Origin of the sequence: Providencia sp. PROV114 (genome assembly GCF_032704305.1) — a bacterium.
GTDB classification, from domain to species: Bacteria; Pseudomonadota; Gammaproteobacteria; order Enterobacterales; family Enterobacteriaceae; genus Providencia; species Providencia rettgeri.
The window spans coordinates 3,640,649-3,657,530 of record NZ_CP120528.1; the positions used below are offsets into that span (position 1 = coordinate 3,640,649).

General features: G+C 35.0%; 13 protein-coding genes and 1 tRNA gene. 5 read left to right on the plus strand and 9 right to left on the minus strand.

The features are described from left to right. The first annotated feature begins 346 nt into the window (after positions 1 to 346). The 5 genes from P3L37_RS16345 to P3L37_RS16365 all read left to right on the plus strand — a co-directional run bounded on the left by P3L37_RS16345 (position 347) and on the right by P3L37_RS16365 (position 6,052). Positions 347 to 640 carry a helix-turn-helix domain-containing protein gene (locus tag P3L37_RS16345; protein WP_004908080.1) on the plus strand — a complete coding sequence of 98 codons (294 nt, stop codon included), beginning with the start codon at positions 347 to 349 and terminating at the stop codon, positions 638 to 640. Positions 641 to 860: 220 nt separating this feature from the next. Beyond that, the gene (gene dicD / locus P3L37_RS16350) at positions 861 to 1,433 is read left to right on the plus strand and encodes a division control transcriptional repressor DicD (protein WP_410479550.1); all 573 of its coding nucleotides are present in this window, start codon (positions 861 to 863) and stop codon (positions 1,431 to 1,433) included. 126 nt (positions 1,434 to 1,559) lie between these two features. Continuing rightward, a tRNA-Phe gene (locus P3L37_RS16355) sits at positions 1,560 to 1,635 on the plus strand. 781 nt (positions 1,636 to 2,416) lie between these two features. Further along, positions 2,417 to 2,758 carry a helix-turn-helix domain-containing protein gene (locus tag P3L37_RS16360; RefSeq protein WP_109912631.1) on the plus strand — a complete coding sequence of 114 codons (342 nt, stop codon included), beginning with the start codon at positions 2,417 to 2,419 and terminating at the stop codon, positions 2,756 to 2,758. Positions 2,759 to 2,848: 90 nt separating this feature from the next. Continuing rightward, positions 2,849 to 6,052: an ATP-binding protein gene (locus P3L37_RS16365; protein WP_226538027.1), complete on the plus strand. Its 3,204-nt coding sequence runs from the start codon at positions 2,849 to 2,851 to the stop codon at positions 6,050 to 6,052. On the opposite strand, the gene P3L37_RS16370 is transcribed toward P3L37_RS16365, so the two are convergent. The 9 genes from P3L37_RS16370 to P3L37_RS16410 all read right to left on the minus strand — a co-directional run bounded on the left by P3L37_RS16370 (position 6,030) and on the right by P3L37_RS16410 (position 16,857). After that, complete coding sequence (locus P3L37_RS16370) at positions 6,030 to 6,683, minus strand: response regulator transcription factor (RefSeq protein WP_110731653.1); 654 nt, start codon at positions 6,681 to 6,683, stop codon at positions 6,030 to 6,032. The two genes, P3L37_RS16365 and P3L37_RS16370, sit on opposite strands and share 23 nt — an antisense overlap. A gap of 69 nt (positions 6,684 to 6,752) precedes the next feature. Then, the gene (locus P3L37_RS16375) at positions 6,753 to 7,736 is read right to left on the minus strand and encodes a fimbrial protein (protein WP_109912633.1); all 984 of its coding nucleotides are present in this window, start codon (positions 7,734 to 7,736) and stop codon (positions 6,753 to 6,755) included. 3 nt (positions 7,737 to 7,739) lie between these two features. Continuing rightward, a complete protein-coding gene (locus tag P3L37_RS16380) occupies positions 7,740 to 8,465 on the minus strand; it encodes a molecular chaperone (protein ID WP_109912634.1) in 726 nt (241 codons plus the stop codon). Positions 8,466 to 8,471: 6 nt separating this feature from the next. Next, entirely contained in the window at positions 8,472 to 10,952 is a 2,481-nt protein-coding gene (locus P3L37_RS16385; protein WP_109912635.1) for a fimbria/pilus outer membrane usher protein, read from the minus strand. Between the two features lie 131 nt (positions 10,953 to 11,083). Then, the gene (locus P3L37_RS16390) at positions 11,084 to 11,617 is read right to left on the minus strand and encodes a fimbrial protein (RefSeq protein WP_004907996.1); all 534 of its coding nucleotides are present in this window, start codon (positions 11,615 to 11,617) and stop codon (positions 11,084 to 11,086) included. Positions 11,618 to 11,826: 209 nt separating this feature from the next. Beyond that, positions 11,827 to 12,129 carry a helix-turn-helix domain-containing protein gene (locus P3L37_RS16395; protein ID WP_109912636.1) on the minus strand — a complete coding sequence of 101 codons (303 nt, stop codon included), beginning with the start codon at positions 12,127 to 12,129 and terminating at the stop codon, positions 11,827 to 11,829. 508 nt (positions 12,130 to 12,637) lie between these two features. Further along, positions 12,638 to 13,624 (minus strand): fimbrial protein, encoded by a 987-nt coding sequence (locus P3L37_RS16400; RefSeq protein WP_272667409.1) that lies wholly within the window; start codon positions 13,622 to 13,624, stop codon positions 12,638 to 12,640. Next, positions 13,625 to 14,359 (minus strand): molecular chaperone, encoded by a 735-nt coding sequence (locus P3L37_RS16405; protein WP_109912638.1) that lies wholly within the window; start codon positions 14,357 to 14,359, stop codon positions 13,625 to 13,627. 23 nt (positions 14,360 to 14,382) lie between these two features. Beyond that, on the minus strand, positions 14,383 to 16,857 hold the full coding sequence (locus P3L37_RS16410) for a fimbria/pilus outer membrane usher protein (protein ID WP_110731652.1): 2,475 nt from the start codon (positions 16,855 to 16,857) through the stop codon (positions 14,383 to 14,385). Positions 16,858 to 16,882 lie beyond the last annotated feature (25 nt).

The following is a 16,882-nucleotide window of genomic DNA, read 5'->3' on the forward strand; positions in this document are numbered from 1 at the left end:
TCTCATTTTTTCCTTACAATTACCAGATGGAATATAGATTCAAGAATAAAATAAAAATAAATAAAAATCAGAATAAAGCTCTGATATTTACTCCTGAATAGGTAGTAATGCTAACCCATCTTTCTTGACACATGAATTGAAGGCACCAAAGATAGAAATAATCTATCAAAAATTTAAAATCAATCCGCCATAAATATTGGTAATCATTAACTCATCCTTGTTTAATAACACCCGAAAAATCTGATAATGATAATTTAATTACTCGGAGTAATACGAATTAAATATCAAGAACTTTTCAATAGCAAAAATAATTTATTTTAACAAAATTTATATATTTGGAGGAGGTATGCTAAATACTCAACGAAATAAAAACACAAATGTAACCGTTTATATTGGAACCTTTTTAAAGCACCGCAGAAAAGTGGTTGGTTTAACTGGTGCACAATTAGCTTCTCGCCTAAGAATCAGCCAGCAGCAAGTTTCCCGTTATGAAAGAGGTAAAAATGCCATTACTATCCAAGGTCTTTTGGACATTTTACAAGCTCTCGAATTGCGAAAACATGACATCGATGACTTTATGAAAAAAGTCTTTCAGTATTACTATATCGATGCAGCGTTAGAAGCTAAATTGATCAATTAAAGCCCGATATAAACCCATGAAGTTCGTTCCAGGGGGGTTCTTCCCCCTCCTGTGTGCTTAAAACTCCCCACTTTAAAATACCCATTCAATTTCTTATTTGATTTTATTTCACCTCAGAAACGGCGCCTCATGATAGCACTGCAAACCGCTATAATTCACAATTGAACATTGTTATGATGGAGAAAAATCAGACATTATTGTGATGGAGTTAACAATGCCTATCCAACGTGAAATTATTTTAAGTCATGCGTTAAATCAATTGGAAATCCAAGGGTTATCCGCATCTACAGAAAATTTACTCAGCGAAATTGAATCTGATTTCTCTACTATTCGGCAGTTTTGGCCAGACGATGAAGCTCTTGTTTATGATTGCTTGCGCTATCATAGCCAGCAAATTGAAGTATGGCAGCGCCAAACCTTGCTAGATGAATCCCTAACCCCGCAACAAAAATTAATGGCTCGTTACCAACAATTGTCTGAAAAAGTCAGTGAAGGGCGTTTTCCGGGCTGTTTATTCATTTCTGCATGTAATTATTATCCAGATGCAGAACACCCTATCCACCAATTAAGCCGCCTACAAAAAGATAATTCGTTTCATTTCACAAAAAGCCTATTAGATGAGCTAGATATTGAAGACTCGGAATTAGTTGCTAACCAAATGGAATTAGTGCTCGAAGGCTGTTTAAACCGCTTATTAGTACAAAGGGACATTCAAGATGTCGAGATTGCACAACACCTTTCTGAGGATATCCTGACAATCGCACTGTGCCGTAAAAAAGGAGCGTTAAGCTAAAAAACCAATTAACGCATACTAAACACACACCTTTTGTTGAAAAAGAAAACACTCAGTAAAAAAAAGTGTTTTTTTATTAAAAATGCATTGACGCAAACGGCTGAATACGGTTTAATGCGCCCCGTTGCCCGGATAGCTCAGTCGGTAGAGCAGGGGATTGAAAATCCCCGTGTCCTTGGTTCGATTCCGAGTCCGGGCACCACTATTTAAAGAACCCGCCCAAAAGGCGGGTTTTTGCTTTTGTATTTTCAAACACTCATACTTAGCTAACTAGGCTAAAGACACGGAATGGCCTTTACTCTCCTCTAAACACCTATTTCTCTATACTCTCTGTTTGCAAGCTATGAGTAATAAGCCTATAAACAGAATATAGATATAAAAATAACCACAAGCCAAAGTTAATTAACTTAACTTATGCCAAATAATTAGGGAGGAACAGGAAAAAACCAAACGCTAGGGCTTATAACTAGATTATTATTCTCACCCTTTTCTCATTTCATCCATTAAACGGCCATTGATCACTCTTATTACGTGTATTTGCTGGCCTATTGTCTCATTTAGGAACCTAAAAATAAGTTTTTATATTAATAGTTATTCAAATAAACCATTAAAAAACCATAATATCATTTTTTATTCCCATCTATTGAGCTAAAAAAATAATCAAATACAATATTAAACAATAAATAATAATAATTTGTAATGAGAATGTAACCAAGCCTTAATGCAATAAAGTCAACTAAACCTTACCGAGCAATTCACAGCCAATGCTTAACATACTGTTAAATAATAAAAATAGCTCTCAAAAATAAAAAGAAAAAACTATATGTTTAAAATAAGACTCTGCATATGAATCTGAAATAAGTGACTTAATATTATTTTTAATTAAGGAATACCTTATATTCTAAAATTTTATTTTTGCCATAATTTACTCTTAAAGATAAACATAGTTTTATGAATCAATGATACTAGGGTCAAGTTTCCACATGAAAAAGAAAAAAAATACAACTTATTATATCAGCCAGCTAGTTGGTAAATGCCTACAAGAATACCGACAAGAGTTAGGTGTTAGCGGTGAGAGCATTGCAAAAGAGCTAGGTATTAGCCAACAGCAATTATCCCGTTATGAACGAGGTGAGAATGCATTAACCGTAGATGTATTGTTTAAATTTATTCTTATACTCGGTATTAACTTCCCAGATTTTTACCATAGGCTATTCTATATCGTTAGCCATCATCCTAAACTTTCACACCATATCACTAATTTAAATGGTTTTGGTTGGGAATTAGATGATTTGAAAGACTATTATAATTCAGCAATTGTCTAACCTTTGGCATAAAGAAATATTGTTTAATTTGTTTATTTTATATTATTATGAAAATTATGGAGTTTGCCTATAATCGATGAGAACAGCACTATGCCTACCCCTTCTCCGACTGCATTTTCAAGGATAACTCGCACGTCAGGACGCACAAACAGCATACTCACTGTCGCCTTCCCTCTGTTGTTTATCCTAATAGCAACATTATTTTGGAGCGCAGAACGCATTGTCCAACAAGAAACTAAGCGGTTAGAAGTCGATTTTAGGTCACTAATAGGCTATATCAATGAGCAAGAGAAATTTTTAAGATCGTTAAATAAGCAAAACCAAGACCTATCAGAGCTAGTTGAAAGCCGAACTTATGCAATACAAGAGCAATCACTACCAACCAAACTATCATTACACCTACTCGAAGGTAAAGAATCTTTAGTCGCAATGCCATTCACGCTAGCTTGTGATAAAAGTTTAGAATGCACCAAAGTGCCCAGCATATTATTTTCTCTGGGGGCTTATTTAGCTGATTATTATTCCACGTTTTGGGGGGGATCCTATTTCCCAGCAGCCGCTGTATTTTTTGTCAATGAGCACGACCAAATTAGTATTAGTGTGCCTTCTGTTGGCACTGTGTTAGGAAATGAATCGATATCTCCAAATTTATATTATTCCGTTATTGATAACGTCAGGAAAAATTTACCGGCTATCCATGCCCAGTTTTCAGAATCGCAACCGACTGACTTAAAACAAATTATTTGGCTACGCCCAGTGCCTTTTGATAATATTCTCATCGGGATTATTCCAGCCGGTTTTGATGAACATTTATGGCAAAATGCTCATATTTCCCCTAAAAATATTTATGCGGTCAGTATGTTAAGCCAAGCTAGGTTAAGTGTGCTGGAACGAATGTTAAACCCCACACTCACACATCAATTTTGGCTAATTCATACAAAATATGGTCAGTTACTTGGCACAACCCAAGCGCCTGAGGAAGAAGCATTAGAAGGTATTTTTTATACCAAAGATGGCCTAGTTCTTAAGCTTTCATCTAAAACTGACGAATGGACTGGATATTATAGAATTAGTTATGCTGCTTTTTTTGAAGACAACCTGTGGTTTCCTATCAGCTTAGTTATTGCACTTTTCTTTAGTTTATTTTGTGGATGGGGATACCACCGCTGGTACCAGCGAAAAATCTTACAACCTGCAATAGACTCCCAACAAGCCATTTTAGAAAATGAAGCATTCAACCAAGCGCTTATCGCAACAACACCTATCGGCTTATGTGTAATAGATAAAGAAACCCAGCAGTTACGCTTCGCGAATGAGTTAGCTCGTTACTGGCTAAAAATAACCAATACAGCACCCCCCCACGACTCAAATGAATATAATGAATTACTCATCAAGGTTCTTTCTGACACAGAACACGTTAAAACAACTTTAAAATCAGGGGAGCATGTCCTCTATGTTGTGAGTACAGCAACTTATTACCAACAGCGTCCTGTTATTTTATGTGCATTTACTGATATTACCATCCAAGCAGAAACTGAAAAACAACTTGATGATGCTAAGCGGCTTGCAGAAGAAGCCAACCGAGCTAAATCAACATTTTTAGCAACAATGAGCCATGAAATACGAACCCCACTTTATGGCCTAATCGGCACGTTAGAATTACTCGCAAATACTTCTCTTTCATCTCAACAAGCTCATTTTATTGAGAGAATATCAACAACGTCCCAATTACTTATGCAATTAATTGGCGATATTTTAGATATTAGTAAAATAGAAGCTAATCAAATTCAAATCCATAATCAGCCATTTGATTTATTAGAGTTAGTACAACAAACTGTTCAACTATATCAAGGTATTGCTCAGCAAAAAGGGTTACTCCTATTTGCTACTATTGACCCAAGTGTACAAGCAAATAGAATTGGTGACTCTGCTAGACTGCAACAAATCTTAGGTAATTTACTCAGTAATGCAATTAAATTTACCCACAAGGGTACGGTTACTATTGAACTTAAAAGAAGTAATAATAATATATTAATACGTGTCAGTGATACCGGTGTTGGAATTAGCCCTGAACAACAAATAAAATTATTTGAGCCATTTTATCAAGCTCATTCAGAAATTCATGCCTATGGCGGTACTGGCTTAGGCCTATTTATTTGCTCTAAACTTATCAAATTGATGGATGGGCAAATAAGCTTACAAAGTGAAACTGGGGTTGGTAGCTCGTTTCTCGTAACACTACCTTTAGCTCTCGATATACAGCAACCACATTGGCTGCCGCTAAAAAACACCAATATATGGTTACAAACCCCAAACCCATTATTGACTGAAAATATAACGCAATGGCTAAAACGGTGGGGAGCTAATGTTTATTTCACAGAAAATAGCCTCCCCATAGATACCTCATCCGTTATTGCTGTCGGCATATTAATTCCATCGTTTCCTCTGCCGACTCATTGGGATGGACAACAATGGGTAAGCCCTGAGATGAATTTTCGACTATCCGAATTAAATCAGCAGTTATTCTTACTACAAAATAATAAAGAACAGTTACCCCTTATTTGTCCAACATCTCGTATACAAACTCATATGCATAAATATCCGCTTCGCGTTTTAATTGCTGAAGATAACCCCATTAACCAAGTTGTTCTACAAGAGCAGCTTGAATTACTCGGTTGTAAGGTATTTATTGCCAATGATGGTGAAGAAGCATTGGTAATTTGGGATAACGAAATTGTCGATATCATCCTTACAGACGTTAATATGCCTTATCGTAATGGTTATGAGCTTGCACAACAGCTACGCAGTGAAGGCGAAACATGTCCAATTATTGGTGTTACTGCGAATGGATTAAAAGAAGAAGAAGAGCGATGTCTAGAATCTGGAATGGATTCATGGCTTGTAAAACCTATAGAGCTAGAAACCTTAATTCAATTATTCAACCGTTTATTCCCGATTTACTCCTCCTCAACTTTAGAAACGGCAACCCTAAAAATGATTAACCCACTAAATGGAGAGGATAGAGAAAAAATTATTCATCATTTTATTACCGATATTGCTCAATTTTGCCGAGCTGTCGAAGATAATAATACTGATGAAATAAAGCAGTTATCCCACCGTATCCGTGGCGCATTAATTAGTGTTGAACAACGTGAATTAGCTAATGAGCTTCGTGAGTTTGAGGCAACATTAGATTCACAGGCATCAACACACATTGATACTCAGGTTAACCAGAATATTTGCAATCAATTAGCTAATTGGATAAAAAAAATCAGTCAAATAAATGGTGTGTAAGGCAATAACTGATTAACGCTTGATTATTATCAACACCCAATTTACGCATTGCAGCATTTTTCTGTAAGCTGATAGTTTTATCACTGCGGTTTAATTGCTTAGCAATATCAACAATAGGCTTACCTTGAACAAAAAGTCGCAATACCTCAAGTTCACGAGGTGATAATGTCTTTACCCTATCATTTAATGTTATCGCATTACGGCTTTTTAATGTCGTTGTCATATCTGCAACAGGAATACGATATTGGCGGCCTTGCCCCGCTAATGTGATAGCCTTCATCAGGTCGCTTAATGGTGCCTCTTTTGACACCACCGCGCTCACCCCTGAATCATATAACATTTGTATAATCATTGGGTTAGAAACCATCGTTAATACAATCACAGCAATATTTGGGTATTGACGACGTAAAAATTGAATATAATTCTGGCCATCGCTAGATTGGGTATTATTAGGCATCATATAATCAGTTACGATCACATCAACCTCATTTTTTTTCAAAAAAGAAAATAGTTCAGCATCCTGAGTGTAGGCACCTAAAATTTCTAAATTCATTGATTGAGAAAGTGTATCTTTCAAACCTGAAAGCACAATGGGATGATCATCAACTAATACTAATTTGAGTTTTTTCATTTAATAATACTCAGCATCAGAATATGTATATTCAATATAACACCATAGAAAAAATGTCAATTAACACTCTTAATATGAAACAACAACTCGAACTGTTTTAGAAAACGGACCTGAAGCGATGGTGCTACCTGCTATCTTGCTTAATGTCGCAGTAAAAGGGACACTAATCGGTGATTGTGGCATGATTTCGCCAATACTGTAACTTTCATTATAGTTAATATCAGTTGAATTACGGGTTAATAGTGTTTGTAATCCATTACCCATATCGAGATATTTTCCGCCTAGCACCGTATTATTATTTGGTTCAAAACGAACTGATATATTCAGCCCTGTTTCGCAGTCCTGTGGCACTGACATACCTAAATTAAAAGTTCGGCTAACCACATCTCCCGCATTCATTTGTTTAGGTGAAATCGTGTCAAAGTTTACACTCCCCCCATTAGAAGCCGTAATATTCACCGCCGGCGCAGGGCAGAGTAAGGTTAAGTTACCTTTAATTCGCACATAAGTTGGTCCGCCTAAATCCTTGCCTAAATAATCCACATGAGTTCCTAATAAAAATAACCCAGTATCAAAAGGTTTAAGAGCATTAGCCCCCTTATAAACATAGAAGTTATACATGAAAGCAATATTACGTGTAATTCCTGTCTCTGGTTGACTCCAATACCCTAAATAAATATTTGGAACAGTTGGATTAGTTATCGTTACTGGATTAGGCGATGAAATTGCATTTTGTTGTGTCACACTGACACCACTATTAATCAACAATGTTTTAATTGCATTCGGCATTGTATTTTTAAAGTAAACAGCATTAGTTGTACTTGATGAACCAGTAAACTCACATCTCATTGATATATATGAGCTCATTGCTGATGTCAATAAGGTACCATTTGGAATTGAAGCACTACTATTTGCAATATCAAAGGTTAATTCTTGTTCTATAGATGTAGCTCCTGAACTCGGTACACAATTATTAACTGCAGCTACTGATTGAAAACTTAGCAAAAATAAAGATAATATAGCGAATGCATTTATTTTTTTCAAAATTAACATAACTTACCTCTTATCCTTTTCATTTGACAAGGAACAAGTTGTATTACATGTATATTTCAATAAGTTTGGTGTCCCATAATCATCAATATAAGTCACAATCATTTTTGGTGATTTCACTTGTTTATCTGATAGTAAATATGTTGCATTGCTATTTGGCTTCACAACAATTTCTTTAAAATCAGGAACTTTAGATTCATTATCATTAACATTAATCACAACAATGTGATAGGGAGTCGGGTTAGTTAATTTTAATGATTTTCCCACTTTCTCCACTTTCAACTCTTTTTGCCAATCATTATTAGGGTATTTTTTCAATTCACTCGGGCGATAAAATAATTTAAAACGTGATTGAATAACAATTTCAACTGCATTTTCTAGCTTAGTTTTCGGTGGAATACCCAAGACATTAAAATAAAATAATGACTCTTGGTTGTTCGGTATTTTCACATCATTTTTTGATAAACTAATTCTAACCTGCTTCTTTTGATTTGCTTCAACACGTTGTAATAAAGGCAAAGCAATCAGTGGTTCTGAAATTTTTTCGCCATTTTCATTTTCGATCCATGACTGGACTAAATAAGGATCTTTTTTATCAATATTTTCAATCACAACGCTAACACCTTTACTTGCTTCATCATAAATAACGCGAGTACGGTCAACAGAAATTGATGCATGTGTGTATGTGCTAATTAAAATTAAAGCACTCATTATTAATTTAAGTTTTTTCATAATTTTCTATTCTTTATTACAGGTTATATTTTTACTGGTTAAATGACTTTGTTTACCTAGCATAATTCGACATGACTGGTCACCACTCCATTTAACTATTAATTGTTGGTCTGGCTGAAAGCCCGTTAAATAAACTTGCCCTTCCTCTGCAATCATTCCCAATACATTTTTATTATCAGAGCCATAAACTAAAGCACCAAATGGAGGCGTATTGCCGTCAGGGAATTTAATTGTGACTAACGCTTTTTCACCTACTAATGTATTGAGTTTTGAATAACCAACCGCACCATCAGTTAAATTTGATTCAATCACGCTGTCATCAATGCTGACATTGTCTGGTACATTATTAAGATCCACATACTGGGTCGACCTATAATAGGTTGGAACATTACTAATTGCGGCTAAACCAAACCCATTCGTGACTGATTCATTTTTATTAATTGATACTCCTTTAGCCTTATCTGTATCAATAACCATACGAGCTTGGTTATCATAAACTCGTCGGTGTAAGACTGGGCCTTGGCTGGTAATGGTCAAAGAGCCGTCTAGAGAACCACTTAATGTATGGTAGTCTTCACCATAGGAACCCGTTAGTTGTGCAGTACCATATTGCGTGTCACGATAAACGGATGCATTCATTGTTGCATTTTCAAAAAAGTCTTTACTTGATAAACCTAAACTAACGTTATTATCATTAATTTTAGAATTGTAATTAATATTACTATTATATTTCTTATCAATATCATTATAAGAACTAAAGTATTGAATCCGAGAATTTCTTTCACCACCAAATGGGACGCTTAACGAAAGGTATGCTTGCTTAGAGCGCTTACCTTTTACGTAACTACTTTCACCGACCGATAATGATAAAATCGCATTATTTATAAAACTTGTGTTAATTGTTTTATTAAACGATAAATTAAGAGTATTGTTATTTTTTGATTCTTTCCAATAACTTTCCCGCGAGTAACTTAAACTTATATCAGCCTGTATATCAGGGAGTTGTTGTGTAAAAGAAGTCGTAAATACATTTTTCTGCCGATAATGTGGTGTTAACGGAGTTTCTTTTAAACTAATATAGTCATTCACTGACATAAAGCCTTCGTTAGAAAACTGATACCCTGTTAAATCCAGTCGACTCGAATTTGAAAAACGTTTTGCATAATTAATACGGTAACTTTCACCAGTATGTAAAAAGATATCCTGTAGTTGGTTTCTCGACTGTGTAATATCAAAAGATATTGCACCAAAGCGTTCCATATTTACCCCAACACCCGCATTATAGGCATGGTATTCATCATTAGAGGTTGCGAAAACACCACCAAAAATAGACAAATTGTTGAGGATCCCCCAAGAGGCTTCAGTTGATATAAAATCATCATTAATGTTTTTATATCCCATTGGGTCTAACCGACCTGCATTTAGTTTATATTGCACCATGCCTGGGCGTGTTAAAAATGGAATATTAGTCGAGGAAACTTGGTACTCACGTATAGAGCCGTCTTCCTCTGTAATTTTAACATCAAGAGCCCCCGATAAAGAGGAACTTAAATTATCAATTGAAAAAGGCCCTGGTGCCACTTTCATTTGATTCAAGATACGTCCATTTTGCGAGATAGTAACCGTCGCATTACTTGTCGCGGTTCCTGTGACACTCGGTGCATACCCTCTTAGAGAAGCCGGTAACATGTTCTCATCAGTAAAGACACTAACACCGTTAAAACGTACAGAATCAAATACATTGCTTACTGTATAATATTTACCCGCAAAAAATTTTGCAGATAAGCTAGGTAAATCTGTAAATAAATAAGTTTGTACCCATTTAAAATTATCATTTTTATTATCATTAAAATCTTTTTGGTATTGATAATTACTGCGGACACGCCAACGCCCTACATTCGCACCAACAGAACCGAATGAGCTAAAATTATTAATATCTCGAGTATTCTTATATTTAATATAGTTTTCAACAAGGTTGTAATCCAAGACGAGCGCATTAACCCCAACTTCCCGCTGCATAGGCGGAACCCAATTGTCATCAGAATACTGAAAGTAAGCTTGAGGTATTGAAAGCATTAACTCTTGCTTTTCATCATCGAATCTAGCCTGAATGTTTTGATCCTGTGATGTAAGATCATAACACTGACCATTTCCCCATGTAGGCACTTCTTTAATAAAATCTTCTTTTAACCCAATAACTTCTACTAAGCTTCTAGAAATACAAGGTTGTATCTTTTCATCTTTTTTTAAAAAATTTATTTGATCAAAATAATTAATTCTTCGACCATTTACCGATACATTAGAAAAATAAGAACCTTCACTAATTTTATTTTTCTCAAATGCACTTAGATCTATATTAGTATTACCCAAAATAGATAATGCGTCTTCATTAAATTGAACAGAATCCGCATTAACATAGTAAGTGTAAAACAATAAACTAGATACTAAACTAGTCACTATGTTTTTATTAAAATTGTTCTTTTTCATTAGCCGCAATATTCTATAATGGATTTATTGAATGAACTCATATAACTGAAAATGCTGTGAAGCAATTGCTATACACAGCATAATCAGCAAATATAAGATTTATTGTTTTTTTAATATTTTTATATTAATACTTATTGGTAATCTAAAACGTAAGCGACTGTAGATTTAACAGAACCGGCTGTAGCTGCACCTAATGCCTGCATACGAGCAGATAAATTAATAACATTTGTCCCTGCATTTAAGCTTTGCTCAACAGTATCATTTGTTTTTAAATTTGTTCCACTTGCATTTTGGAATAACACACCAACATTGGTAGCAGTACCAGTATTTGCCCATAAGGTGCCTGCAGCATCCATTTGGCCCGTGAATTTAACTGTTACCTTAGAATAATCAGTACCACTTGCAGTAGGGTCCAAAATACAATCTGTTAATTCTAATGTAAAATCAACATTTGGACCTTGTGAACCAGCTGTTTGTAATGATGCCGCTGGAACAGAACCTAATTGAACTTCTTTATTAACAGAAGAAGGTGCAATAGTACAAGCACCAGTATTCACTGTACCATTAAATTCAATAGTACCACTTCCTACATCCGCAGCGAATGAAGTTGATGCAGCAGTGAATGTTAATGCGATAATTGAAGATGCTAATAGCGTCTTTTTCATTTTAAACCCTTATTTCATGATATTATTAATATATACTAAGGAAATACCTTAGTTGGTACACAGCCATACCAATAGTATTATTGATATAACTAGAATTCAGTTAACTTTATTCATATCATTATTTTAATGACTTGAGATGTCCGATAACATGTGAAGTAATATAACTACTAACATGAACCGTAAATATAAGGAGATCCTTAAAACAAGCACTAACCTTCGTTTTTTTTATTTTTTGAATAAAAACCATGACTCAATAATGAATTATATTCAGAGGTCCAGCTATTTGATTGTTCTATATCTTCAAGGAAATAATGAACACTGACTTTAAGGAAGTCTGCAATCATAACTAATGAATCGATATCTATTCTGTTAATACCTCGTTCATAGCGAGAAAACTGTTGTTGACTAACATTCAAAGCCATTGCCACTTCAGTTCCCGTTAGCCCATACTCCCTTCTAAGCTTCTTTATTCTGCTCCCTACTATTTTGGCAATAGGATATCTAGCTGCCATTTTTATTTCCTTTCTGAAAAATACAAAGTAGATACTGAATAACATAAGAATAACTAACTGCGAGCAATACTAATTAAATAAAATAAAAATAACAAACTCACATACGAGTAATAAATAAAACCAAACATTAATTTTATTTATTAAAATCTCTGATTTTTGACTATTAATATATGATTTACCCTTAATATAAGTAAGGTTTATGAAACATTATCTAGCGAACTCGTCATTTTTCGGGTAAACACCATCACTAAATATAGTTACTTATCTCATATATTTTAAAAATACAGTTTTTTTATCTAAAAAATCTTCAATGTAAAATGTTATTAATTAACCTGACGTTAACATTTTCTTTTTAATGGAATTTTATATCCCCAAGATAGAGTGAAACATACATCTATAAAATAATAAGACTTAAAGCTATAAATGACTAAATTGATTGAAAGCATGAAAACAAAAAAGCCCATCATATTCAATATGATGAGCTTTCATGAAATAAAATGAGGTAACGTTAACGGTATGAAAATAATACATTTACAGTATTACTAAATTGTCCTGATTTAATTGGATCATTACTTTTATTCGATAATTCAGCAGTATATTGGTAGTTTCCAGGTCGTTGCTGAGAAATTTGACCTTTATAGTAATACTGGTCAAAGTTGATTTCCTGTCCTAAATTTTTATCCGTAATTGCAATTTGTAACCCATTGTCAAACATCAAATATTTTTTATTCACAACACCACTGTTACTTTGAAAAGCCACGCTAACTTCAAGTGCCGCTTCACAAGTAGAAATAGGCGTTAACGTGATATTAAAATTCTCTTTAACCGTTTTACCATTATTGAATTGCTCAGGAGTAAGCTCTTTAAAATCAACGACTTTATCGCTTATTGTTACTATCGGAGTGGGACAATAATTAACCAACTTCCCAACTAGACGGATAGTATATAAGTCTCCTATACGTTTCCCTACTCCATCTGTATGATAACCAATAACAAAATTTCCTGTATCAAAAGATTTTAGCTCACCATATCCTCTTTTTAGCGTAAACACATGCCATAACCCAATATTTTGCGTACCTACCCCCCAATAACCTACTTCTAAACGCGGTGTGTTCGGTGCCGTGATCTCAACAACCTTGCTAAGGCTATAAGAATGTTGATAAACCTGAATACCACTAGATAAGAGATATGCCTTAGTCTGGGCTGGCGTTTGGTTATAAAACCAAATCGTTCTATCAGCTACAGACCCCGAAAAATTACATTCCCATGCCATCATCGAGCGTCCACTGCCTAACTCAGTGCCTGTAGGAATAGGACCAGGAGTTGTATTCATATCAATCGATATCAAAGGTAGAGGAAACCAGGCATTCCCGCTGCCAGGTTTACAATTTACCCCCGCATAAGACGACGCTCCTGAGAGTAATAATAAAGACCCTAATATGCCTTTAATCAGTCTTTTCTTGTGATCTTTTTTTGTATGATTAAAGCTTTTCATTTATTTTTTCGCCTGTGGCAATAACTGGCAAGATTGTGATGAATCACATTGGTATTTATTAAATTTTAATCCGCCAAAGTCATCAATATAAGCAACCTCAAAACTGTTTAAAGATGCGTTTTTTAATGTGACAACTGCATCACTGAAAGGCGCAACAACAGTTTCTGGAAATTGGTTATCCTTGCTTCTATCCACATTAATATTCGTAACAATAATATTAAATGGTGTTGGATTAGTTAATTTTAAGCTTCCCCCTTGCTTAGCGACTTTAAGATCCTGTTGAAAATCTTTATCGGCAGATAATGGGTAATTAATTCCTTTTGGGCGATAGAACAGTTTCAACCGTGATTGGATGGTAAACTGCACCACATTCGCTTCTTTGCCTTGTGGTGGGATTCCAAGAACATTGAAATATAATAAACTTTCTCTATCTTGCGGTAAGGTGTTCAGCCCTTCCATATGCGTAATTTTAATTTGTTTTTTCTGTAGCGGCCCTATTTTCTGTAAAAAGGGTAGTGCCACTAAAGAGTTTGTTAATTTATCGCCTTTGGCGGTTTCTATCCATGTCTGCGCTAAAAATGATGATGTTTTATCTTGGTTATCAACAACTACACTCGTACCGCCATCCGCTTGATTCAAAATAATACGAGTCCGGTCAAGCCCTAATACTGCGTGGGCTTGCGTCATTACGCCAGATAATAAAACAACCGAAATTACCTTTTTAAAGAATGTCATTTTTCACCCATTTTTTCGTTATTTTACTGATTGCACATGATGGCATCACTGCTTTTTACCAGAATACTGTCGGCAGAGAAGCTGCATGACTTTCCTTCTCCCCAGTTGATACTTAACTGGTCGCCCATATTTAACCCTGTTAAGTAAACAATACCGGATTCTGCAATGATCCCAGAAACTTTATTATTCGAGGTATTTGTCACCACTGCGCCTAGTGGTGGGTATTGGCCATTCGCCAATTTAATCCGTGAAATTAATGATTTGCCGATGTCAGCATCCATTTTGATATAACCAATAGCGCCATCCGTCAGTGCCGTTTCTAAAACGTTATCTTCAACGTTAACAGTATCCGGCAAGTTGTTAACATCCACTTTATATTCCATATTGTAATAAGTCGGTACATTACTGATGGTCGCTAACCCAAGGTCATTGGTGATGGCATGGCTATTTTCAATGATGACACCTTTCGCTTTAGGGACATCAACCACTAAGCGAGATTGGTCACGATATGTTAATCGATGCGCGGAAATACCATGTTGAGTCGCTGTGATTGAACCACTCACCATAATACTCGCTGAATTCATTGAGTCGGATAATGCCCCACTCATTTGCAACTGCCCTGTATCACCACTGTGTGAAATAAACGCATTCACACTTCCTTGAGATAAACCGTCTTGAGTTGATGCTGTCAGGTTATAGTTTGTATCTTTATTCACATAATTACTGTAGTTGACATTATTAGTATAGCGCTTATCTTGATCACTATAAGAAGCAAAGTAAGAGATTGAGGCATTTTGGCTTTCAGTCTGTAATGGCCGACTTACCGATAAATAAATTTGATTATCTGTTTTATCACGGGAGTTACGCGATTGATTTAAAGATAAAGAAACGCTCCCTCCTTTCATAATTCCTTCATCAAAGAATTTATTTAATCCAATGCTAAAATAGTTATTTTGTTTGCCGTTCCAATAGGTTTTGCGTGATGCTGTAATATTCGCACTCGCATTCATAAAATGTAATTGCTGTGCATATGACAGTGAAAATACATGTTTATCTTTATCCAATTCACCTTGCGAGTTATCACTAAAGTTCTTTTCAACAAAATTAGATAATGAATTAAATGTACGGTCAGCAAAGCGGTAACCAGTTAAAGTTAATTGCCCATCAATACTCGGTAAATTTTTAGCGTAATTAATACGATAGCTCTTTCCTGTTTCTCTTGTACCCACATCGGCATATGATTGAGTTACATCAATAGAAAGAGCACCTAAGAAACCTAAGTTTTGACCAACACCAAGGTTGATTGCTCGATATTGATTGTTTGATGTAGCAACCAAGCCACCAAACACTGAAGTGTTGTTGAGAACCCCGATAGAACTTTCAACTGTTATAAAATTCTTATCGATATTTTCATTATTTTCTGGCGAAAGTTGCCCTAAATTCATGGTATAGCGCACTTGGCCTTTACGGGTCAAAAATGGAATATTCGTGGTAGTGTATTGGAACCTGGTTTCTTTACCATTATCTTCAATCACAGTAACATCAATTGTACCCATCACAGACTGGCTCAAATCTTTAATAACAAAAGGCCCTGCGGGTACTTTAATTTGGCTAATAATTCGCCCATTTTGAGATAAAGTCACGGTCGCATTCGATGCTGCAACACCAGTTATTTGCGGTGCATACCCTCGGAGGTTAGGTGGCATCATACTTTCGTCAGTAAAGACACTGATCCCTTTAAAGCGTACACTATCAAACAAATCAGATTTAATATAAATCTCGCCGACAAATAATTTTGCCGATAAACTCGCCATATCTCTGAATGCATAAATTTGCTCCCATTCAAAGCGGCTTTTTTTATCATTACTGCTGTCAACTAGCTTATTTTCATATTGATAATTCGCACGTAAACGCCACTCAGCAAGGTTAGCACCCACATTACCAAATGCGCTGAGGTTATTACGATTACCAGAATCTTTTCGGTAAAAATTATTATCACTAACCGTATAATCTAAAATTAAACCAGCAATACCGTAGTCACGTAGCTCAGGACTAATCCAAGATGAATACACCGCTACAAGGTATTTTTGTGGAATAGAGATTGTCAGAACTTGATCGCTGTCATTAAAATCGACAGTGACATTTTTATCCAACACACTAATATTGATACAATGGTCTTCTTCCGAAGATAGTAATATTTCTTTTGCATCTTCAGTTAATGGAAAGCGTTTAATAACACTCGCTGTAATACAAGGTTCAATTATTCCATCATGGCTAATAAATTTAATTTTTTCGCCACGTAAAATTCTCTTTCCATTTAAAACAATATCTGTTTCATACAAACCTTCACTAAAGTTATTTTTTTCAAAATAGCTTAAGTCAATATTATCATCAACAGATAAATTCAGTGCATTTATATTAAATGTTTCTGCATTAGAGTATCCACCACATACAAGAAGTGAAATGATATAACAAATATTTTTTTTCTTAAAATACATGATTTCACTCTTTTAATTAAAAAAT

Bases quoted from the DNA above. Each gene is read 5' to 3' on its own strand.
- P3L37_RS16390 (WP_004907996.1), bottom strand. From the start codon at position 11,617: ATGAAAAAGACGCTATTAGCATCTTCAATTATCGCATTAACATTCACT.
- P3L37_RS16365 (WP_226538027.1), top strand. From the start codon at position 2,849: ATGCCTACCCCTTCTCCGACTGCATTTTCAAGGATAACTCGCACGTCA.
- P3L37_RS16375 (WP_109912633.1), bottom strand. From the start codon at position 7,736: ATGTTAATTTTGAAAAAAATAAATGCATTCGCTATATTATCTTTATTT.
- P3L37_RS16370 (WP_110731653.1), bottom strand. From the start codon at position 6,683: ATGAAAAAACTCAAATTAGTATTAGTTGATGATCATCCCATTGTGCTT.
- P3L37_RS16385 (WP_109912635.1), bottom strand. From the start codon at position 10,952: ATGAAAAAGAACAATTTTAATAAAAACATAGTGACTAGTTTAGTATCT.
- P3L37_RS16410 (WP_110731652.1), bottom strand. From the start codon at position 16,857: ATGTATTTTAAGAAAAAAAATATTTGTTATATCATTTCACTTCTTGTA.
- P3L37_RS16395 (WP_109912636.1), bottom strand. From the start codon at position 12,129: ATGGCAGCTAGATATCCTATTGCCAAAATAGTAGGGAGCAGAATAAAG.
- P3L37_RS16345 (WP_004908080.1), top strand. From the start codon at position 347: ATGCTAAATACTCAACGAAATAAAAACACAAATGTAACCGTTTATATT.
- P3L37_RS16360 (WP_109912631.1), top strand. From the start codon at position 2,417: ATGAAAAAGAAAAAAAATACAACTTATTATATCAGCCAGCTAGTTGGT.
- P3L37_RS16380 (WP_109912634.1), bottom strand. From the start codon at position 8,465: ATGAAAAAACTTAAATTAATAATGAGTGCTTTAATTTTAATTAGCACA.
- P3L37_RS16400 (WP_272667409.1), bottom strand. From the start codon at position 13,624: ATGAAAAGCTTTAATCATACAAAAAAAGATCACAAGAAAAGACTGATT.
- P3L37_RS16405 (WP_109912638.1), bottom strand. From the start codon at position 14,359: ATGACATTCTTTAAAAAGGTAATTTCGGTTGTTTTATTATCTGGCGTA.